The following is a 20,177-nucleotide window of genomic DNA, read 5'->3' as shown; positions in this document are numbered from 1 at the left end:
GACCTACGACACCACGTCCTTGCGGGCGAAACCGCGGAAGGCCAGCGCGAACAGCACGAGGGCGTACGTTATCGACAGGGCCGTTCCCTGGATCATGTCGGACCACTCCAGTCGGGGGCGGACGGCGTCGAGCCAGGCGTACTGCCAGTGCGAGGGCAGGAAGTCCCGCCAGTCGCCGAGCGCCGTCACCTGGTCGAGCACATTGCCGACGATGGTCAGGCCGACCGCGCCGCCGACCGCGCCCAGCGGGGCGTCCGTCCTGGTGGACAGCCAGAACGCCAGGGCCGCGGTGACCAGTTGGGACACGAAGATGTACGCCACCGTGACCAGGAGGCGCTGCGCCGCGGTGCCGGCGGCCAGCTCACCGCCGGTGGGCAGCTCCAGCGGGCCCCAGCCGTAGGCCGCCGTGCCGACGGCGAGCGCGACGAGCGGCAGGAGCAGCATCGCGGCGAGGCTGAGCCCGAGTCCGACGACCAGCTTGGACCACAGCAGCCGGGCCCGGGGCACGGGCGCCGCCAGCAGATAGCGCAGGGAGGACCAGCCGGCCTCGGAGGCGACGGTGTCCCCGCAGAACAGGGCGACGGGGATGACCAGGAGGAAGCCCGCCGAGGCGAACAGGTTCACCGCGGCGAAGTTCGCTCCGGACAGGGTGGCCGTGTCCATCAGGTTCACCCGGTTGTTGTCGCCGCCCGGGCCGCCGCCCACCTGGAAGGCGATGAGCAGCACGAACGGCAGGGCGACCAGGATCCCGCCCATGACCATCGTGCGGCGTCGCTTCAACTGCCGGACCAGTTCCACCCTCAGGGGCAGTGTGCGGCCGGCACGATATCCGTCGGCGACCTCCGCGCTGTCGATCAGCGTGCTGCTCATGCGGAGTCTCCGATCAGGGTGAGGAAGGCGTCTTCGAGGCGGCGGTGCGGGCCGACCGCCTCCACGGGGACCTCCAGCCGGACGAGTTCGGCGACAAGACGCCGGGCGCTGCCGTCGGCGTCGAGGCGGACCACCAGCCCGCCGTCGGTACGGACCGCCGAGGCCACGCCGGGCAGCGCGGCGACCTTCTCGACGAGGGGTTCGTCGAGTGGGCCGGCCGTGCCGACCAGCAGGGTGTCGCCGGAGCCGATGATCTCGCCGACCGGGCCCGCCTGGACGAGCTGTCCGTGGTCCATCACCACCAGGTGGGTGCAGGACTGCTCGACCTCGGACAGCATGTGGCTGGAGACGATCACCGTGCGGCCGGCCGCCGCGTAGCGGATCATCACCTCGCGCATCTCACGGATCTGCGGCGGGTCGAGTCCGTTGGTCGGCTCGTCCAGTATCAGCAGGTCGGGCAGGCCGAGCATGGCCTGGGCGATGGCGAGGCGCTGGCGCATGCCCTGCGAGTAGGTACGGACGGCGCGCTCCAGGGCGGTGCCGAGGCCGGCGATCTCCAGGGCCTCGTCCAGGTGGGCGTCCTCGGGCGGACGGCCGGTGGCCCGCCAGTACAGCTCGAGGTTCTCCCGGCCTGACAGGTGCGGCAGGAAGCCCGCGCCCTCGACGAAGGCGCCGACGCGGGACAGCACGGAGGCGCCGGGCGCGATGGCGTGGCCGAAGACGCGGATCTCACCACCGTCCGGTGTGATCAGGCCCATCAGCATGCGCAGAGTGGTCGTCTTGCCCGCGCCGTTCGGGCCGAGCAGGCCGAGGACCTGGCCCTTCTCGACCCGGAAGGACAGGTCGCGGACCGCGTACCGGTCTGCGGACTTCGCGTAACGCTTGCTCAGGTCCCTTATCTGGAGGGGGACTTCGGCGAGGCCCGGGTCGGGGGCGGGGGCCGTGGTGCGGCGCCTCGCCGTCAGGAGGAGGACGAGCGCGGTCACCGCGCCGGTCAGGGGCAGCCACCACACCCACGAGGGCAGCGGCGCGGCCGCGTCGCTGCCAGCGAGGGTGGTCGGCACCTTCAGGTCGCCCTTGAGGGAGACCGTGTACGTGGCGGGGGCGGCCGGTGAGGCGTAGCCGAGGTCGGTGGAGGCGAGGACCAGGCGCAACCGGTGGCCGTCCTGCACCTCGTGGTCGATCGCGGGGAGGGTGAGGGTGACGTCCTTGCCGGCCTTGGCGTCCTCGACGCGGAGGGGCTCGACCAGCTGGGAGGGCAGCACCTGCTGTCCGCGGCCGGGGCCGACGTCGTACACCTTGGCGAAGAGGACCGCGTCGTCGCTCGTCGACTTCACGTGGACGGTGACCGTCGGGGACCCGGTGATCTGCAGGTCGTCCTTGACGGGGGCGGACTCGAAGGCGGCGTACTGGCCGGGGAAGTCGAGGGAGATCCCGACGCCGAGCGTCGAGAGCTGGGCGAGGCCGCCGGCGCCGCCGATGCCGGGCAGGGCGGAGACGGCGGGCGGGCTGGAGCCGGCCGGGTTCTCGAAGGACTGCTCGCGTCCGGCGAGGGCGATCGGGCGCGGGTCGCCTTCGAGGCCGGGGTAGGTGTCGGCGTCCACGCCGCTCAGCCGGGTCTCGCCGTCGCCGGTGCCGGAGTCGAGGGTGCGGGTGACGCGGAAGCCGGGGCCGGTGTCGGCGCCCTTGTCGTCCTTGAGGTAGCGGTCGAACCAGGAGGTGACCCGGGCCTGGACCCGGCCGGTCTCCATGTCGCCGCCGTCGTGCCCGCCCGCGATCCAGTCGACGTCGACGGGGGCGCCGTTGGCGCGGATCGCCTTCGCCGCGGCGTCGGCCTGGCCGAGCGGGAAGAGGGAGTCGGTCTGGCCCTGCAGCAGCAGGGTGGGCACCTTGATGCGGTCGCCGACGGCCGACGGCGAGCGCTCGTCCAGCAGCTTCTCGGCCTGGGCGTCCGGGGTGCCGGACTCGGCGACCCGCTCGTACATCCGGCACAGCTGCGGCTCGAACTTCGCGCAGCCGCCGCCGGAGTTGACGAAGATGCCCGCCCAGAGCTTCTTGAACACGCCGTTCGGGAAGAGCGCGTCGCTGAGGTTCCAGTAGGTGATCGCCGGGGCGATGGCGTCCACGCGGTCGTCGTAGCCGGCGGCCAGCAGGGAGATCGCGCCGCCGTAGGAGGCGCCCGCGACGCCGACGCGGGGGTCGCCGGGCTTGTCGAGCCGGACCTGCGGCTGCCGGGCGAGCCAGTCGATCAGCTTCCTGACGTCCTGGACTTCACCCTTCGGGTCGTTGAGTCCGATCTTCCCGGTGGACCTGCCGAAACTCCGCGCCGACCAGGTCAGTACCGCGTACCCGTCCCGGGCCAGGTTCTCGGCCTGTTGCCGCACGTCGTCCTTGCTGCCGCCGAAGCCGTGCGCGAGCAGCACGGCGGGGCGGCGACCCGCGTCGGACGAGGTGAAGTACGAGGTGTCGATGCGGACGCCGTCGAGGGCCATGACCTGGTCCTCCCGGTGCACCGGGGCCGGCTTGTCGTCGGCGACGGACGTCCATGTCCCGGCACCGGCGAGCACGACGACGGCGGCCACGGCGGCGGCGAGCCGTCGTGGCCGCCGTCGTAGGTCACGCAGCGGCGGCAGTCGAAGATCCATGTGTCAACGGTACGGGGTGAAAAGGTCGGTGAGCCGCCGACCAGGGAGTGAACCGGGGCCATCCCGTGGGGGTACCACGGCGTCCACGTGTACCGCGTTCGCGGTACGGCCGACGGCCGGTGACACGACGGCGCCCCGACTCTCCGCGGAGGGTCGGGGCGCCGTACGCGCTCAGTGGTTGCGCGGGAAGCCCAGGTCCACGCCCGCCGGGGCGTCGGCCGGGTCGGGCCAGCGGGTGGTGACGACCTTGCCACGGGTGTAGAAGTGCGTGCCGTCGTTGCCGTAGATGTGGTGGTCGCCGAAGAGCGAGTCCTTCCAGCCACCGAAGGAGTGGTAGCCGACGGGGACCGGGATCGGGACGTTCACGCCGACCATGCCGGCCTCGACCTCCAGCTGGAAGCGGCGGGCGGCGCCGCCGTCCCGGGTGAAGATCGCGGTGCCGTTGCCGAACGGCGAGGCGTTGATCAGGGCGATGCCCTCGTCGTAGGTGTCGACGCGCAGCACGGTCAGCACCGGGCCGAAGATCTCGTCCTGGTAGGCCTTCGCGGTGGTCGGCACCTTGTCGAGGAGCGAGATGCCGATCCAGTGGCCGTCCTCGAAGCCCTCGACGGTGAAGCCGGAGCCGTCCAGGACGACCTCGCAGCCCTCGGCCGCCGCGCCCGTGACGTAGGACGCCACCTTGTCGCGGTGCACCTTGGTGATGAGCGGGCCCATCTCGGAGGCCGGGTCGTTGCCGGGGCCGATCTTGATCTTCTCGGCGCGCTCACGGATCTTGTCGACCAGCTGGTCGCCGATGGCGCCGACCGCGACGACCGCGGAGATGGCCATGCAGCGCTCGCCCGCGGAGCCGTAGGCGGCGGAGACGGCGGCGTCGGCGGCCGCGTCCAGGTCGGCGTCGGGCAGGACCAGCATGTGGTTCTTGGCGCCGCCCAGGGCCTGGACCCGCTTGCCGTTCGCGGAGGCGGTGGTGTGGATGTAGCGGGCGATCGGGGTCGAGCCGACGAAGGAGACGGCCTTGACGTCCGGGTGCTCCAGGAGGCGGTCGACGGCCACCTTGTCGCCGTGGACGACGTTGAAGACGCCGTCGGGCAGGCCGGCCTCGGCCAGCAGCTCGGCGATCTTGAGGGAGGCCGACGGGTCCTTCTCGGACGGCTTGAGGACGAAGGTGTTGCCGGTCGCGATGGCGATCGGGAACATCCACATCGGGACCATCGCCGGGAAGTTGAACGGCGTGATGCCGGCGACGACACCGAGCGGCTGGCGGATGGAGGAGACGTCCACGCGGCTGGCGACCTCGGTCGACAGTTCGCCCTTGAGCTGCACGGTGATCCCGCACGCCAGGTCGACGATCTCCAGGCCGCGCGCGACCTCACCGAGGGCGTCGCTGTGCACCTTGCCGTGCTCGGCGGTGATCAGCTCGGCGATCGCGTCCCGGTTCGCCTCGAGCAGCGCCCGGAAGCGGAACAGGATCGTGGTGCGCTTGGCGAGCGAGGAGGTGCCCCAGGTCGCGAACGCGTCCTTGGCGGCGGCGACCGCGGCGTCGACCTCGTCGACCGACGCGAACGCGACCTTGGTGGTGACCGCGCCGGTCGCCGGGTCGGTGACCGGCCCGTAGTTCCCCGACGCGCCTTCGACGGTCTTGCCGCCGATCCAGTGGTTGACGATCTTCGTCATGACCGAGTACTCCTTCACAGATGGCGGCGTCGGGTGGAGACGTGCCGTTCGTACAGCTCTCGGGCCTTCACCGCTGACGGTCGGGTCGCGGTTTCGGCCACAGGTACATCCCACCAGGCCTGCGCCGGAGGCGCGCCCGACACTGTGTCGGCCGTTTCGGTCTCGACGTAGACACATGTGGGAGTGTCGGCGGCCCGCGCCTCTTCGAGGGCGGCGCGGAGGTCTCGTACGGTCTTCGCGCGCAGCACGCGCATACCGAGACTGGCCACGTTGGCGGCCAGGTCCACGGGCAGCGGGGCGCCCGTGTAGGTGCCGTCGTCCGACTGGTAGCGGTACGCCGTGCCGAAGCGCTCGCCACCGACCGTCTCGGACAGGCCGCCGATGGAGGCGTAGCCGTGGTTCTGGATCAGGAGCAGCTTGATCGCGATGCCCTCCTGCACGGCCGTGACGATCTCCGTCGGCATCATCAGGTACGTTCCGTCGCCGACCAGGGCCCAGACGTTGCGGTCGGGCGCGGCCATCTTCACACCGATCGCGGCCGGGATCTCGTAGCCCATGCAGGAGTAGCCGTACTCCAGGTGGTACTGGTCCCTCGACCGGGCGCGCCACAGCTTGTGCAGGTCGCCGGGGAGGGAGCCGGCCGCGTTGATGACGACGTCCGACTCGTCCACCAGGGCGTCCAGGGCGCCGAGGACCTGCGGCTGGGTCGGCCTGATGTCGGGCTCGTCGGCCTCGTAGCAGGCGTCGACGCGCTGCTCCCAGCGCTCCTTGTCGAGCGTGTACTCGTCGACGTACGCGCCGGTGACCCGGTGGGCGTGCAACTGGAGTGCTTCGGTGAGCTCCTGGAGGCCGCTGCGGGCGTCCGCGACCAGGGGCGCACCGGCGAGCTTGTGGCCGTCGTAGGGCGCGATGTTGAGGTTGAGGAAGCGGACGCCGTCGGCGGCGAACAGCGTGCCGGAGGCCGTGGTGAAGTCGGTCCAGCGGGTGCCGACGCCTATCACCAGGTCGGCCTGGCGGGCCAGTTCGTTGGCGGTGGCGGTGCCGGTGTGGCCGACGCCGCCGACGTCCTGGGGGTGGTCGTGGCGCAGCGAGCCCTTGCCGGCCTGGGTGGAGGCGACCGGGATGCCGGTGGTGCTCGCGAACTCGGCGAGGGCCTCCTCGGCGCGGCTGTGGTGGACTCCGCCGCCGGCGACGAGCAGGGGGCGCCGGGCCGACCTGATCGCCCGCACGGCCTCCGCGAGTTCGGTGGGATCGGCGCCCGGACGTCGTACGACCCAGGTGCGCTCGGCGAAGAACTCGTCCGGCCAGTCGTGGGCCTCGGCCTGGACGTCCTGCGGGAGGGCGAGGGTCACGGCGCCGGTCTCGACGGGGTCGGTGAGGACCCGCATCGCCTGGAGGGCGGCCGGGATCAGGGCTTCCGGACGGGTCACACGGTCGAAGTACTTCGACACGGGCCGCAGACAGTCGTTGACGCTGATGTCGCCCGCGTAGGGCACTTCGAGCTGCTGGAGGACCGGGTCGGCGACGCGGGTGGCGAAGATGTCGCCGGGCAGGAGCAGGACCGGGAGGCGGTTGACGGTCGCGAGGGCCGCGCCCGTCACCAGGTTGGTGGCGCCCGGCCCGATGGAGGTCGTCACGGCGTGAGTGGAGAGGCGGTTCGACTGACGCGCGTAGCCCACGGCCGCGTGCACCATGGACTGCTCGTTGCGGCCCTGGTGGTAGGGCATGTCGTCGGCGTACTCGACGAGCGCCTGGCCGAGGCCCGCGACATTGCCGTGGCCGAAGATGCCCCAGGTCGCGGAGATCAATCGCTGCCGTACGCCGTCGCGTTCGGTGTACTGGGCGGCGAGGAAGCGGACCAGCGCTTGCGCGACGGTCAGGCGGGTGGTCATCGGTAACCCTCCGTGTGGTCCGGGTGGAAGCAGATCCGCCACTCCCGCGTCTCACCCGGTCCCGCCATGACGTTCAGGTAGTACATGTCGTGGCCGGGCTGGGCGATGGACGGGCCGTGCCATCCGTCGGGGACGAGGACGGCGTCGCCGGAGCGGACCTCGGCGAGGACGTCGGATCCGCCCTCACGGGAGGGGGATACGCGCTGATAGCCGAAACCGTTCGGGCCGTCGATCTCGAAGTAGTAGATCTCCTCCAGCTCCGCTTCCACGCCGGGCCGGTGCTCGTCGTGCTTGTGCGGCGGATACGAGGACCAGTTGCCGCCGGGAGTGACCACCTCGACGGCGATGAGCTTGTCGCAGTCGAAGGCGTCGGCGGAGGCGAAGTTGCGGACGTGCCGCAACTGGCTGCCACTGCCGCGGTCTTCGACGGGGACCTCCGGCGCGGGGCCGTAGCGGGCGGGGAGTCGTCGCTCGCACTTCGCTCCTGCCAGGGCGAAGCGGCCTCCCGCGCCGGAGGCGATCGATGCCTGGGCGTCCCGGGGCACGTACGCGAAGTCCGAGACTCCGGCGAACACGCTTTCCCGGCCCAGGAGTTGGAACTCTTCGTTATCGGTGTGGACGGTACAGGCGCCCTCCAGCGGAAGCACGATCCACTCGCTGTCACCGGAGGTGAAGGTGTGGGTGCCGCCGGGTGCCAGCTCGACGATGCGCAGGCTGCTGTGGGTCCAGCCCGCCCGCTTGGGGTCGATGTCCAGCGTGTACTGGGCGTTGGTGGAGCCACCCTTGGGGACGTACAGCTCGTTCTGTGTCATGCGGCGGCCCTCACAGCAGTCCTACGGCGGTGTCCACGGCGGCGGCCACGTCGCCGTCCGCCGGGTACAGCAGCGAACGGCCGACCACCAGGCCGCGCACGGTGGGGAGTTGGAGGGCGCCGCGCCACTTCTCGTACGCGCCGTCCTGGTCGTCCCCGACCTCGCCGCCCAGCAGTACGGCGGGGAGTGTGGAGGTCGCCATGACCTCGGCCATGTCGTCGGGGTTGTCGGTGACCGGCACCTTGAGCCAGGTGTAGGCCGAACTGCCGCCCAGGCCCGAGGCGATGGCGATCGACTTGCTGACGGCCTCGGCGGAGAGGTCGTTCCTGACCTTGCCCTCGGTGGTGCGGCCGCTGATGAACGGCTCGACGAACACGGGGAGTCGGCGAGCCGCCATGTCGTCGATGGCGCGGGCCGTGGACTCCATGGTGGTGAGGGAGCCCGGGTCGTCGTAGTCGATGCGCAGGAGCAGTTTGCCGGCGTCGAAGCCGAGGCGCTCGATGTCCTCGGGGCGGTGGCCGGTGAAGCGGTCGTCGAGCTCGAAGCTCGCGCCCTGGAGGCCACCGCGGTTCATGGAGCCCAGGACGACCTTGCCGTCCAGGGCGCCGAGCAGCAGCAGGTCGTCCAGGATGTCGGCGGTGGCGAGGACGCCGTCGACGCCGGGGCGGGACAGCGCCAGGCAGAGGCGCTCGAGCAGGTCGGCGCGGTTGGCCATGGCCATCCGGTTGCCGCCGACGCCGAGGGCGCCCCGGGCGGGGTGGTCGGCGGCGACGATCATCAGACGGCCGCTGTCGTTGAGCAGCGGCCTGCGGGTGCGGCGGGCGGCCGCCTCGGCGATCGCCTCGGGGTGTTCGGCACGCAGGCGGACGAGTTCCGCGATGTCGACCCTCACTTGACCGCTCCCGCCGCGATTGCGCTGTCGATCTCGTCGGTCGTCGGCATGGCCGAGCTGCACTCCAGACGGGAGGCGACGATGGCCCCGGCCGCGTTGGCGTGCCGCATGATCTTCTCCAGGTCCCAGCCGTTGAGCAGGCCGTGGCAGAGGGAGCCGCCGAAGGCGTCACCGGCGCCGAGGCCGTTGAGGACGTTCACGGGCAGGGGCGGGACCTCGGCGGACTCGCCCCTGCTGTTGACGGCGAGGACGCCCTTGGGGCCCTGCTTGACGACCGCCAGTTCGACACCGGCGTCCAGGAGGGCGCGGGCGGCGGCGTGCGGTTCGCGTACGCCGGTGGCGACCCCGACCTCGTCGAGGTTGCCGACGGCGACGGTGGTGTGCCGCAGGGCCTCTTCGTAGAAGGGGCGGGCCTCCGCCGGGTCCTTCCAGAACATCGGGCGCCAGTCCAGGTCGAAGACGGTGGTGCCCGCCTTCGCGCGGTGGGCGAGGGCCGCCAGGGTTGCCGTACGACTGGGCTCCTCGCTCAGGCCGGTGCCGGTGACCCAGAAGATGCTCGCCTCGCGGATCGCGTCGAGGTCCAGCTCGTGGGCGTCGATCTCCAGGTCGGGGGCCTTGGGCTGCCGGTAGAAGTACAGCGGGAAGTCGTCCGGCGGGAAGATCTCGCAGAAGGTGACGGGGGTCGGCAGGCCGGGGACCGGGGTGACCCAGCGGTCGTCCACGCCGAAGCCCTGGAGGGCCTCGTGCAGATAGGCGCCGAAGGGGTCGTCGCCGGTGCGGGTGATCACCGCGGTCCGCCGTCCCAGGCGTGCCGCGGCGACCGCGACGTTGGTCGCCGATCCTCCGAGGAATTTACCGAAGGACGTCACCTGCGGCAGCGGGACACCGGTCTGGAGTGGATACAGGTCCACACCGATCCGCCCCATGGTGATCAGGTCGTACGCCATCGGCTTCCCTTCGTACCTGCGTCGGCTCTCCCGGCGTTTGTAGCCCCGGACGCCGAGCCCTGTCAATGTTTTGTCCAGACATTCGGACGAGACCTTGACAGCGCTTGCTGTCCGAACCGAAGCTGACCGGCATGACAGCGCCCGCACCTCAGCCCTCACTGTCCCGCATCCGGATCGGCTCGGCTCCCGACTCCTGGGGCGTGTGGTTCCCCGACGACCCCCAGCAGGTCCCCTGGCAGCGCTTCCTCGACGAGGTCGCGGACTCCGGTTACGAGTGGATCGAGCTGGGGCCGTACGGGTATCTGCCGACCGACCCCACGGTCCTCACCGAGGAGGTGTCCCGGCGTGGCCTGAAGGTGTCCGCCGGTACCGTCTTCACCGGCCTGCACCACGGCGAGGCCGTGTGGGAGAAGACCTGGGCGCATGTCGCGGACAACGCGGTGCTGGCGCAGGCCATGGGGGCCAGGCACCTTGTCGTGATTCCGTCGTTCTGGCGGGACGACAAGACGGGTGAGGTGCTGGAGTCGTCCTCGCTGACGCCCGAGCAGTGGCGGAACCTGACCTCGCTGACCGAGCGGCTGGGGCAGCGGGTGCGGGAGGAGTACGGCCTCCAGATCGTCGTCCACCCGCATGCGGACACCCACATCGACAGCGAGGAGAACGTGGCCCGGTTCCTCGACGGGACGGACTCCTCCCTGGTGTCGCTGTGCCTGGACACCGGGCACTACGCGTACTGCGGCGGCGACAGCGTCAAGCTGATCGAGACGTACGGGCCGCGGATCGGGTATCTGCACCTCAAGCAGGTGGATCCGGAGATCCTCGCGGACGTGCGGGCCAAGGGGACGCCGTTCGGGCCCGCGGTGGCGCAGGGTGTGATGTGTGAGCCGCCTTCGGGTGTGCCGGCGCTCGGTCCTGTGCTGGAGGCCGCGGGGCGGCTGGATGTCGATCTGTTCGCGATCGTCGAGCAGGACATGTATCCGTGCGAGCCGGATCGGCCGTTGCCGATCGCTCAGCGGACCAGGGCGTTCCTGCGCTCCTGCGGGGCGTAGTTTTCGGCTGCGGGCCGGTGGTCGCGGCAGCGCAGTTCCTGGTGCTCCCAGAGGGTGTTGCTGTGGCCCGTCGGCTGTGAAGCTGGGGCGATGGTGTTGGTCCGTACCGGGCGTGGGTCCGGTGAGTTCTGGGAGTTCGCCCTCGGGGCGCCTCATCCTCGGCTGCGGCCCGGGGTGTTGAGCTATCGCGGGGTTCGGCTGGCGATGGACCGGCCGCGGCGGCGCCTCGAGACGCCCGTCGGGGCCGCCACGCTGCTGTTGGGGTTCGAGCAGCCCGTGCGCATCACGCGCGGGGGCCGGCCTCCGGAGACACTCGTCTCCGTCTTCTGCGGGCCCACCACCACACCCGCCGTCGGCGAACACGGCGGCCGGCTGTCCGGCATCGAGGTGATGCTCACGCCCTGGGCCGCGTTCACGCTGTTCGGGACCCCGCAGTACGAGCTCGCCGATCGGGTCGTCGATCCCGACACGCTTCCGCACGCCCTGGACCGGCGGGTCGGTGAACTCGCCGCCGCGCTGGCCGTGCTGCCCTCCTGGGAGGAGCGCTTCGGGTTGCTGGACGACGTGTTCGCGCGATGGTGGGACGCCGGTACGCCCTGTTCGGCCCAGGTGGTGCGGGCCTGGTCGGAGCTCGTGCGGACGTGTGGTGGCATGCCGGTGCGGCGGCTCGCCGAGGAGGTGGGCTGGAGTGTGCGGCATCTGGAGAACCGGTTCCGTGAGCAGATCGGGCTGGGGCCCAAGGCGGCGGCGAGAGTCCTGCGGTTGCAGCGGGCTCGGCGGCTGCTCGCCGCGGGGCGCGGACAGGCGGAGACCGCGGCGGCCTGCGGGTTCTACGACCAGGCGCATCTGAGCGGCGAGTTCAAGGCGATGACCGGGTGCACGCCTCGGGAGTTCACGACGGCCCGGCGGCTGCCCTTCGCCGTCGCCCCGCCCGGGGACCGGATGGACGGCGAGGCGACGAGCCTGATCCTTGCGTCCGGTGCGTCCAGCACGCCCGGTACGCCTGGTACGCCTGGTACGCCTGGTGCGTCCGATGCTTTCGGGCGGAGTGCGGATTTCTCCAAGACCGACGGGACCGCCTGACTGCACGCTGTGCGCGTCCAGCCGGTTGATCCGGGGGGACCGGCCGGGGGGAGCCGGCGGGCCGGGTCCGGCGCAGCGGATCCGGTCCGCCCTCGCGAAGTGCGCCGTCAGTGGCGGCGGTTGGCGTTCGGAGTGCGTCTCGCCTGCAGCGCCGTCAGCCACCAGGGGAAGCCGCAGGGATCTGAGACCGCCCCTTTGTCAACGCGCCACGCCCTCGCGCCCGCGTACGCCTTTGCGTCACCTCTGTCACAAACTCCCCCTCCTTGTCACACATGTCCCGGGTATGCGGGCTCCATGTCACACCAGGCACACGGGCCCTGACGGAAAGGAACCGCGCGTCGTTCACCGGGCACAGGCTTTGTGATCGCCAGCGCAGCGCCCGGTACCCCCGACGGCCTTTCCCGGTCGCCGCCGCGGTGCGCGCGGGGAGGTGCACCACATGACCGACCGAAGGCTCTGGTCGTACAAGGAGATCGCGGCACACATCCGTGTGCAGCCGGACACCGTGCGGTCGTACCGCAAGCACGGGCTGCTGCCGCCCCCCGATCACGTCGAGGGCGGCAAGCCCTTCTGGTACGCGGACACCGTGCGCGCATGGGTCGCGTCCCGGCCGGGCAACCGGGGGCGAAGAGAGGACTGAGAGCCGGGTCGCCCGGTGACACCACCGCGAGCCTCAAGCCGGACCTGGCCGGGTTCCGTCCCTGTGGGATGTCGGCGGGCGACGATCTCACCTCCGGCACCGACGACCCACCGGGCAACCCACCGATGACCCACCGGCGGCACCTGGGACGCCGCAGTCGTCCTGTGCCCGTCCGCCGAAAATCCCGGGGCGGGAGGAGCCGGTGTCTGGCACAGTCGGCCCATGAGCGACTTCTCCGTCAAACCCGTGCTGACCGGCGACAGAACCGTGCTGCGGCCGTTCACGGAGGCGGATGCCGAGGTCATGGCGGAGATCATCGAGGACCCCGAGGTCGTCCGCTTCACCGGCGCTCCCTCCGGCGAACTCACCCTGGAGCGGCTGCGGTCCTGGTACGGCACCCGCTCCGAGCAGCCCGACCGTCTCGACCTCGCCGTCACCGACCGCGGCACCGGCGAACTCGTCGGCGAGGCCGTCCTGTACGAGTGGGACAGCAACGCCCGCAGCTGCACCTTCCGGACCCTCATCGGCCCCCGGGGACGCGGCCGGGGCCTCGGCACCGAGGCCACCCGCCTGATCGTCGGCTACGGCTTCGAGCAACTCGGCCTGCACCGGGTCGAGCTGGAGGCCTACGGCTACAACTCCCGTGCCCTGCGGGTCTATGAGAAGGCCGGATTCGTGGTCGAAGGCGTGCGGCGGGAGGCCGATCTGCGGGACGGCGAGTGGGTGGACTGGGTGATCATGGGCATCCTCGACCGTGAGTGGGCCGCCCTCAGCTCCACGGCTCGATGACCGTCACCCCCGCTCCGGGTGCCGTGCCCATCGCCGCCAGGGCGTCCGGGACCGCGTCCAGTGTGATCGTGGACGTGACCAGCAGATCCGGTCGCAGGGCGCCCGCCCGGACCAGTTCCAGCATCGGCGGGTAGGTGTGGGCGGCCATGCCGTGACTGCCGAGGAGTTCGAGCTCCAGGGCGATCGCGCGGGCCATCGGGACCGGGGTCGTGCCGTCCGGCGAGGGCAGCAGGCCGACCTGGATGTGCCGGCCGCGGCGGCGCAGGGAGTTGACGGAGGCCGCGCAGGTGACGGGTGAGCCGAGGGCGTCCAGCGACACATGGGCCCCGCCGCCGGTCAGGTCGCGGATCGCCGCCGCGGTGTCCTTCGTGCCGGTCGCGTCCACGCACTCCGCCGCACCGAACTTCCTTGCCAGGGCCAGGGCCTGGGGAGACACGTCCACCGCCACCACCCGGGCTCCCGAAGCCGCCGCGATCATCACCGCGGACAGGCCGACACCGCCGCAGCCGTGCACCGCGACCCACTCCCCCGCGGTGACCCCGCCCTGCTGCACGACCGCCCTGAACGCCGTGGCGAAACGGCAGCCCAGGGAGGCGGCCGTGGCGAAGGACATGTCCTGCGGCACGGCCACCAGGTTCACGTCCGCGTGGTCCAGCGCCACGTACTGGGCGAAGGAACCCCAGTGGGTGAATCCGGGCTGTGTCTGGTGCTCGCAGATCTGGTGGTCACCGGTGGCGCAGGAGGCGCAGGTGCCGCAGGCGCAGACGAAGGGGACCGTCACCCGGTCGCCGGGGTGCCAGGCGCTCACGCGGGGGCCGACGGCTTCCACGACTCCGGCGAGTTCATGGCCCGGTACGTGAGGGAGGATGATGTCGGGGTCGTGCCCCTGCCAGCCGTGCCAGTCGCTTCTGCAGAGGCCTGTGGCTTCCACTCGGACGATCACGCCGTGGTCCGACGGGCGGGGGTCGGGGACGTCACGTACCTCCAGGCGTTCGCCGTATCGTTCGAAGATCACCGCTCGCATCTGTCATCCCCTCGCCGCTTTCCTCTGTCGGTACATCGTCGCTGGTCGCACCCCGCGGGGCCGCATGGCGATCCAGCCCCGCGCCCCCGGGGCGTCCGGATTCCCCTTCGCTCAGTCCGAACCGTTCGTGGAAGCGCCTCAGAGGAGCCGGTGCCCACCAGGTCGCGCGGCCCGTCAGCCTCATCACCGCCGGGACCAGCAGACTGCGGACGATCATCGCGTCCATCAGCACCGCCAGCGCGATGCCCAGGCCCAGCATCTTCGTGTTGGTCACCCTCGACGTGCCTATCGCCACCATCACCACGGCGAGGATGACCGCGGCCGCTGTGATCAGGCCTCCCGTGCGTTGCAGGCCGTGGCGGACCGCCTCCTCGTGGTCGCCCGTCCTGTCGTACTCCTCCTTGATGCGGGAAAGGAGGAAGACGCCGTAGTCCATGGAGAGGCCGAAGGCGACGCAGAACATCAGGACCGGGAGCGTCGTCTCTATGGAGCCCGGACTGGTGAAGCCGAGGAGGCCGGAGAGGTGTCCGTCCTGGAAGACCCAGACCACCGCGCCGAACATCGCCGTCAGGCTGAGGGCGTTGAGGAGGACCGCCTGGATCGGGATCAGGACGCTGCCCGTCAGCAGGAACACCAGCAGCAGGGTGACGATCGTGATGAAGACCGCCGCCCATGGCAGGCGGTCACCGATCGCGTGCTTGGAGTCGACCAGGACGGCGGCCGTGCCGGTGACCTTGGTGTCGAAGGGTGCCTTCGTGGAGCGCAGTTCGCCGACCAGGCGCTGTGCCCCGGCGTCCACGGCCTCGCCCCTGGGCTGGACCGTGAAGTACGCCGAGTCTCCCTTCACCAACGGGCCGTCGACCCGCAGGACCTCGGGGAGAGCCGCGATCCGCTCCTTGTAGGAGGCGTACTGCGCCGGGGTCGCCCTGCCCTCGGCCAGGACTTCCAGGCCGCCGCCGGGGCTGCCGGGGAAGCCGTCCCTGAGGTGCTGCTGCACCACATGGGACTCTGCGGACGCGGGCAGTTGGCGGTCGTCCGCGGTGCCGAACTTCACCCCCAGGAAGGGCAGTCCGAGCAGGACCAGGACGGCGGTCGTGCCCAGGGCGAAGAAGGGGGCGCGGCGCATGACGAGGGCCGCCCCGCGCGCCCAGGCGGTGCCGCCGTCCTGCGCATCGGTCCTCTTCGGTGCTCCGCGCCCGAACAGCCGCCGCAGGTCCAGCGAGTTGACCCGGTGGCCCAGCAGGATCAGGGCGGCCGGGAGGAGGATCAGGGCGGCTGCCGCGGCCAGCAGGACGACGGCCATCCCGGCATAGGCGAAGGACCGTAGGAAGTACTGCGGGAAGAGCAGCATCGCCGCCAGGGACACCGCGACCGTGAGGGCGGAGAAGAGGACGGTGCGGCCCGCCGTGCGCAGGGTGGTCCCGATGGCCGTCGACGGGTCGACACCGGTGGCCAGTTCCTCGCGGAAGCGGCGGACGATGAACAGCGCGTAGTCGACGGCCAGGCCCAGTCCGAGGGCTGTGGTGAGGTTCATCGCGAAGACGGAGACGTCGGTGAACTCGGTCAGGCCGCGCAGCACGGCGTTCGTCCCGAGGATCGCGACGATGCCGATGCCGAGCGGGAGCAGGGCCGCGATCGCGCTGCCGAAGACCATCACCAGCAGCAGGAGCGTGATCGGCAGGGCGATCATCTCGGCCCGGGTGAGGTCCTCCTGGATGATCGTCTGCATCTCGTGTCGCACCGCGACGATGCCGCCGATCTCGACCTTCACCGGGCCGTGCGTCCCCCGGAGGGAAGGGGCGACACGGTCGAGCGTCTCCCCCATCTGTTTCTCGTCGCCGGTGATGCGGGCGGCGATCAGCGCCTCATGGCCGTCCTCGGCGCGCAGGGCCGGTGAGGCGGCGGCCCAGTAGGAACCGACCCCGGTGATGTCCTTCTCGGCGGCCAGGCGGGCGGTGAGGCGCTTGGCCTCGGCGGCCACCGCCGGGTCGTCCACCGAGGCGTCGCCCGCGTCGACGAGCAGCAGGAGGTTGGGCTGGGAGTCCGGGAACTGTCGCTCCAACGCCTTGGTGGCGTACGTCGATTCCGCGTCCGGGTCCTCCCAGCCGCCCGCGCCCAGACGGTCGGCGACACCACTGCCGGCCAGTACGGCGAGGAGCGTGAGCACCAGGGCCGCGAGCAGGGACAACCTGGGACGGGCGGTGACGAGGCGGGTCCATCGGCCGACACGAGGTGGGCTGTTGACTTCGGTCATGGTGCGGTGTCCCCTTCACCGTGGAAACCGTAGAATGCAAAACACGAGAGATCGCTCGCATTTCCAGAATGCGAGCGCCCGCTCGTGTTTGTCAACCATGTACGGAGAACTGGGGATAGCGCGTGCCCGACAACGAGGAGAAGGAACAGCCGCGCCGCCGTCAGGCGCGCGGCGAACGCCGGATCGCCCAGCTCCTGGATGCGGCGGCCACCGTCTTCACGACCACGGGCTACACCGCGGCCAGCACCAACGCCATCGCCCGCGAGGCCGGCGTCTCGCCCGGCACGCTCTACCAGTTCTTCCCGAACAAGGAAGCGATCGCGATCGAGCTGGGCGGTCGGCTCGTGCACGAGATGCAGACGGCGTACGGCGAGGCGCTCGCCCCGGTCGACCCGGCGACCCCGCTGGAGGAGGCGGTCGGCGCCGCCGTGGACCGGTTCATCGCCTTCAACTGTCGGCACCCGGTGTTCTTCGCGCTGATGCACGGGCCCGACATCCCCGGCCGGCTCACCGAGGAGCACGACGCGCTGCACGTGGCCCTCGTGGGCCGGGTCGAAGGGCTGCTCTCGGCGATCATCCCCGAAGCGCCCGTCGCCGACATCAAGCGCACCGCGCAGATGGTGCTGGGCATCTACATGGCGGGCCTGGAACTGGTCCTCGCCCACGAGGGCGCCGAGCGCGATGCGTACATCCGGGAAGTGAAGGCCGCGCTGACCCGCTATCTCGACCCGCTGGTCGGCGACCGGCTCGGCAGACCCGGTCCCGCGACGACGCCGTAGCAGGCCCGGCACCGGCACCAGCACGCCCGCGCGGGGTACTCGCTCCCTTCGAGACCTCTCTTGGAGAAATACCCCCTAGGGGTATAGGGTGGGCATCATAGACCGTGCACACCTCTCATGAGCCATCAGGAGAACGACATGACCACTCAGACCGACACCGCCGGCTCCGTCACCGCCGTCTACAAGGTGAGCGGGATGAGCTGCGGGCACTGCGAGGGCGCCGTCTCCGGGGAGGTCTCCGAGATCGACGGGGTCAGCTCGGTGAAGGCGGTCGCCTCCAGCGGGGAGGTGACGGTCGTCTCCTCCGCGCCGCTGGACGAGGAGGCGGTACGCGCCGCTGTGGACGAGGCCGGGTTCGAGCTGGTCGGACGGGCCTGAGAACGTCGTATCAGGGGGTACGGGGCCGCACCCCGCTGCGGCCCCGCGCCCCTGAGGGAGTTGCCGTACATGACCAGCGTCACCCAACCCGCACCCATAGGGACGACCTCCGAAGTCGAGCTGCTCATCGGCGGGATGACCTGTGCCTCGTGCGCGGCCCGGGTCGAGAAGAAGCTCAACCGGATGGACGGCGTCACCGCCACGGTCAACTACGCGACCGAGAAGGCCCGGGTCAGCTACCCCGCGGGGGTTGACGTCGCCGACCTCATCGCGACCGTGGTGAAGACCGGGTACACGGCCGAGGAGCCCGCGCCACCCGCGCACGAGCCATCTCGAGACGACCCCGAGCTCACCGCCCTCCGGCAGCGGCTCCTCGTCTCCGTCGCGCTCGCCGTCCCTGTCGTCGCGCTCTCCATGATCCCCGCCCTCCAGTTCGACAACTGGCAGTGGCTCGCGCTGACCCTCGCCTCGCCCGTCGTCGTCTGGGGTGCGTGGCCCTTCCACCGGGCCGCCTGGACGAACATCAGGCACGCCGCGGCCACCATGGACACCCTCGTCTCGGTCGGGACCCTCGCCGCGTTCGGCTGGTCGTTGTGGGCCCTGTTCTTCGGTGACGCCGGCATGCCGGGCATGCGGGAGCGGTTCGAGCTCACCGCCGGCGGCATGGACGGCGCCTCGACGATCTATCTCGAGGTGGCCGCCGGAGTCACCGTCTTCATCCTGCTCGGCCGGTATCTGGAGGCTCGTGCCAAGCGCCGCGCGGGGGCGGCTCTCAGGGCCCTGATGGAACTCGGGGCCAAGGACGTCTCCGTGCTGCGGGACGGGCGCGAGGTGCGGATTCCGGCGGAGCGGCTGCGTGTCGGGGACCGGTTCGTCGTACGGCCCGGCGAGAAGATCGCGACCGACGGCACCGTTGTCGAAGGTGCCTCCGCCGTGGACGCCTCCATGCTGACCGGTGAGTCGGTACCGGTGGACGTCGGCGTCGGGGACATCGTCACCGGCGCGACCGTCAACGCCGGTGGGCGGATCGTCGTGGCGGCCACGCGGGTCGGGGCCGACACGCGGCTCGCGCGGATGGCGAAGCTGGTGGAGGACGCGCAGAACGGCAAGGCGGAGGTGCAGCGGCTGGCCGACCGGGTCTCCGCGGTCTTCGTACCGGCCGTCATCCTCATCGCGGTGGGCACCTTCGGTGGGTGGCTCGGCGTCACCGGGGACACCGTCGCCGCGTTCACGGCGGCCGTCGCCGTGCTGATCATCGCCTGCCCGTGCGCGCTGGGCCTGGCCACACCGACCGCGCTCATGGTCGGCACCGGACGCGGCGCCCAGCTCGGCATCCTCATCAAGGGGCCCGAGGTCCTGGAGTCCACGCGGCGCGTGGACACCGTCGTCCTGGACAAGACCGGCACGGTGACCACCGGCCGGATGACCCTCCAGGAGGTCCACGTCGTCCAGGACGCCGACGAGAAGCAGGTGCTGCGGCTCGCGGGCGCCCTGGAGCACGCCTCCGAGCACCCGGTCGCCCGGGCGATCGCCGTGGGCGCCGAGGCGCGGGTCGGACCGCTGCCCGAGGCCGAAGGGTTCGAGAACGTCCCCGGGAAGGGCGTACGCGGGCACGTGGAGGGCCACGAGGTGGCCGTGGGGCGGCTGATCGACGTCCTGCCCGCCGAACTGACCCATGCAAAGGAAGAGGCCGAACGGGACGGTCGTACGGCCGTCGTCGTCGGGTGGGACGGCGTGGCGCACGGCGTCCTGGCCGTCGCGGACGCGGTCAAGGAGACCAGTGCGCAGGCGGTGCGGTCACTGCGGGCGCTGGGGCTCACGCCGGTGCTGCTGACCGGGGACAACCGGGTGGTGGCCGAGGCGGTGGCCCGGGCGGTCGGAATCGACGAGGTGATCGCCGAGGTGCTGCCCGAGGACAAGGTCGATGCCGTACGGCGGCTTCAGGGCGAGGGACGTGTCGTCGCGATGGTCGGTGACGGGGTCAACGACGCGGCCGCGCTCGCCGCCGCCGACCTGGGGCTCGCCATGGGGACCGGGACCGACGCGGCGATCGAGGCGGGGGATCTGACGCTGGTCCGCGGAGATCTGCGGGTGGCCGCGGACGCGATCCGGCTCTCGCGGCGCACGCTCTCCATCATCAAGGGCAATCTGGTGTGGGCCTTCGGGTACAACGTGGCGGCGCTGCCGCTGGCCGCCGCCGGGTTGCTGAACCCGATGATCGCCGGGGCGGCGATGGCGTTCTCCTCGGTGTTCGTGGTGACCAACAGCCTGCGGCTGCGTGCCTTTCGTTGAGGATTCCTTTGACCGACGCCTCTGGAGTCCGGGGCCAGGCTCACATAAGCTCTTCACAAGACTCGCGCATCGTCCTTACGCTTGGGTCTCGTTCGCCGTATCCGGGCTCTTGCGCATCTAACGGACATTTGCAAGAGACGCAGATCACAGTGATGTG

16 protein-coding genes are annotated in these 20,177 nt (G+C 71.1%); 7 read left to right on the top strand and 9 right to left on the bottom strand.

Features of this window, described 5'->3' with window-relative positions; genetic code table 11:
* Positions 1-3: 3 nt before the first annotated feature.
* The 7 genes from OG841_RS29610 to iolC all read right to left on the bottom strand — a co-directional run bounded on the left by OG841_RS29610 (position 4) and on the right by iolC (position 9,732).
* Positions 4-870, bottom strand: a complete 867-nt coding sequence (locus tag OG841_RS29610; RefSeq protein WP_311719663.1) for an ABC transporter permease — start codon at positions 868-870, stop codon at positions 4-6.
* Entirely contained in the window at positions 867-3,515 is a 2,649-nt protein-coding gene (locus tag OG841_RS29605; RefSeq protein WP_328638737.1) for an alpha/beta fold hydrolase, read from the bottom strand. The genes OG841_RS29610 and OG841_RS29605 overlap by 4 nt, the downstream gene beginning before the upstream one ends.
* A 171-nt stretch (positions 3,516-3,686) precedes the next feature.
* Positions 3,687-5,189: a CoA-acylating methylmalonate-semialdehyde dehydrogenase gene (mmsA, locus tag OG841_RS29600; RefSeq protein ID WP_328638738.1), complete on the bottom strand. Its 1,503-nt coding sequence runs from the start codon at positions 5,187-5,189 to the stop codon at positions 3,687-3,689.
* Between the two features lie 14 nt (positions 5,190-5,203).
* On the bottom strand, positions 5,204-7,081 hold the full coding sequence (gene iolD, locus OG841_RS29595; protein ID WP_328638739.1) for a 3D-(3,5/4)-trihydroxycyclohexane-1,2-dione acylhydrolase (decyclizing): 1,878 nt from the start codon (positions 7,079-7,081) through the stop codon (positions 5,204-5,206).
* Entirely contained in the window at positions 7,078-7,893 is an 816-nt protein-coding gene (gene iolB, locus OG841_RS29590) for a 5-deoxy-glucuronate isomerase (RefSeq protein ID WP_326668219.1), read from the bottom strand. Before iolB ends, iolD begins: the two co-directional genes overlap by 4 nt.
* Positions 7,894-7,903: 10 nt before the next feature.
* Positions 7,904-8,785 (bottom strand): Cgl0159 family (beta/alpha)8-fold protein, encoded by an 882-nt coding sequence (locus OG841_RS29585; RefSeq protein ID WP_328638740.1) that lies wholly within the window; start codon positions 8,783-8,785, stop codon positions 7,904-7,906.
* A complete protein-coding gene (gene iolC / locus OG841_RS29580) occupies positions 8,782-9,732 on the bottom strand; it encodes a 5-dehydro-2-deoxygluconokinase (RefSeq protein WP_328638741.1) in 951 nt (316 codons plus the stop codon). Before iolC ends, OG841_RS29585 begins: the two co-directional genes overlap by 4 nt.
* A 131-nt stretch (positions 9,733-9,863) precedes the next feature.
* On the opposite strand from iolC, the gene OG841_RS29575 reads away from it, so the two are divergent.
* From OG841_RS29575 to OG841_RS29560, 4 genes are all read left to right on the top strand, one after another.
* The gene (locus OG841_RS29575; RefSeq protein ID WP_328638742.1) at positions 9,864-10,781 is read left to right on the top strand and encodes a sugar phosphate isomerase/epimerase family protein; all 918 of its coding nucleotides are present in this window, start codon (positions 9,864-9,866) and stop codon (positions 10,779-10,781) included.
* 204 nt (positions 10,782-10,985) lie between these two features.
* The gene (locus OG841_RS29570; protein WP_365115337.1) at positions 10,986-11,864 is read left to right on the top strand and encodes a helix-turn-helix domain-containing protein; all 879 of its coding nucleotides are present in this window, start codon (positions 10,986-10,988) and stop codon (positions 11,862-11,864) included.
* Between the two features lie 439 nt (positions 11,865-12,303).
* Positions 12,304-12,504, top strand: a complete 201-nt coding sequence (locus OG841_RS29565; RefSeq protein ID WP_020116516.1) for a helix-turn-helix transcriptional regulator — start codon at positions 12,304-12,306, stop codon at positions 12,502-12,504.
* Positions 12,505-12,726: 222 nt separating this feature from the next.
* Positions 12,727-13,293: a GNAT family N-acetyltransferase gene (locus tag OG841_RS29560; RefSeq protein WP_328638744.1), complete on the top strand. Its 567-nt coding sequence runs from the start codon at positions 12,727-12,729 to the stop codon at positions 13,291-13,293.
* On the opposite strand, the gene OG841_RS29555 is transcribed toward OG841_RS29560, so the two are convergent.
* On the bottom strand, positions 13,274-14,317 hold the full coding sequence (locus tag OG841_RS29555) for a zinc-dependent alcohol dehydrogenase family protein (protein ID WP_328638745.1): 1,044 nt from the start codon (positions 14,315-14,317) through the stop codon (positions 13,274-13,276). The two genes, OG841_RS29560 and OG841_RS29555, sit on opposite strands and share 20 nt — an antisense overlap.
* Positions 14,268-16,571, bottom strand: a complete 2,304-nt coding sequence (locus tag OG841_RS29550) for an MMPL family transporter (RefSeq protein ID WP_371567174.1) — start codon at positions 16,569-16,571, stop codon at positions 14,268-14,270. Before OG841_RS29550 ends, OG841_RS29555 begins: the two co-directional genes overlap by 50 nt.
* 122 nt (positions 16,572-16,693) lie before the next feature.
* Between OG841_RS29550 and OG841_RS29545 the strand changes: the two genes are divergently transcribed.
* From OG841_RS29545 to OG841_RS29535, 3 genes are all read left to right on the top strand, one after another.
* Entirely contained in the window at positions 16,694-17,350 is a 657-nt protein-coding gene (locus OG841_RS29545; RefSeq protein WP_328638747.1) for a TetR/AcrR family transcriptional regulator, read from the top strand.
* A 138-nt stretch (positions 17,351-17,488) separates the two neighbouring features.
* The gene (locus tag OG841_RS29540) at positions 17,489-17,728 is read left to right on the top strand and encodes a heavy-metal-associated domain-containing protein (RefSeq protein ID WP_328638748.1); all 240 of its coding nucleotides are present in this window, start codon (positions 17,489-17,491) and stop codon (positions 17,726-17,728) included.
* 69 nt (positions 17,729-17,797) lie between these two features.
* On the top strand, positions 17,798-20,020 hold the full coding sequence (locus OG841_RS29535; protein WP_365115051.1) for a heavy metal translocating P-type ATPase: 2,223 nt from the start codon (positions 17,798-17,800) through the stop codon (positions 20,018-20,020).
* Positions 20,021-20,177: the final 157 nt, after the last annotated feature.

The organism is Streptomyces canus (assembly GCF_041435015.1).
GTDB lineage: Bacteria > Actinomycetota > Actinomycetes > Streptomycetales > Streptomycetaceae > Streptomyces > Streptomyces canus_G.
Note: the sequence above shows the minus strand (reverse complement) of the source record. Positions and strands in the feature narration are given on the sequence as shown.

Excerpts from the sequence above, each read along its gene's own strand:
- OG841_RS29610 (WP_311719663.1), bottom strand. The coding sequence starts at position 870 with ATGAGCAGCACGCTGATCGACAGCGCGGAGGTCGCCGACGGATATCGT.
- OG841_RS29605 (WP_328638737.1), bottom strand. The coding sequence starts at position 3,515 with ATGGATCTTCGACTGCCGCCGCTGCGTGACCTACGACGGCGGCCACGA.
- mmsA (WP_328638738.1), bottom strand. The coding sequence starts at position 5,189 with ATGACGAAGATCGTCAACCACTGGATCGGCGGCAAGACCGTCGAAGGC.
- iolD (WP_328638739.1), bottom strand. The coding sequence starts at position 7,081 with ATGACCACCCGCCTGACCGTCGCGCAAGCGCTGGTCCGCTTCCTCGCC.
- iolB (WP_326668219.1), bottom strand. The coding sequence starts at position 7,893 with ATGACACAGAACGAGCTGTACGTCCCCAAGGGTGGCTCCACCAACGCC.
- iolC (WP_328638741.1), bottom strand. The coding sequence starts at position 9,732 with ATGGCGTACGACCTGATCACCATGGGGCGGATCGGTGTGGACCTGTAT.
- OG841_RS29575 (WP_328638742.1), top strand. The coding sequence starts at position 9,864 with ATGACAGCGCCCGCACCTCAGCCCTCACTGTCCCGCATCCGGATCGGC.
- OG841_RS29570 (WP_365115337.1), top strand. The coding sequence starts at position 10,986 with ATGGACCGGCCGCGGCGGCGCCTCGAGACGCCCGTCGGGGCCGCCACG.
- OG841_RS29565 (WP_020116516.1), top strand. The coding sequence starts at position 12,304 with ATGACCGACCGAAGGCTCTGGTCGTACAAGGAGATCGCGGCACACATC.
- OG841_RS29560 (WP_328638744.1), top strand. The coding sequence starts at position 12,727 with ATGAGCGACTTCTCCGTCAAACCCGTGCTGACCGGCGACAGAACCGTG.
- OG841_RS29555 (WP_328638745.1), bottom strand. The coding sequence starts at position 14,317 with ATGCGAGCGGTGATCTTCGAACGATACGGCGAACGCCTGGAGGTACGT.
- OG841_RS29550 (WP_371567174.1), bottom strand. The coding sequence starts at position 16,571 with ATGACCGAAGTCAACAGCCCACCTCGTGTCGGCCGATGGACCCGCCTC.
- OG841_RS29540 (WP_328638748.1), top strand. The coding sequence starts at position 17,489 with ATGACCACTCAGACCGACACCGCCGGCTCCGTCACCGCCGTCTACAAG.
- OG841_RS29535 (WP_365115051.1), top strand. The coding sequence starts at position 17,798 with ATGACCAGCGTCACCCAACCCGCACCCATAGGGACGACCTCCGAAGTC.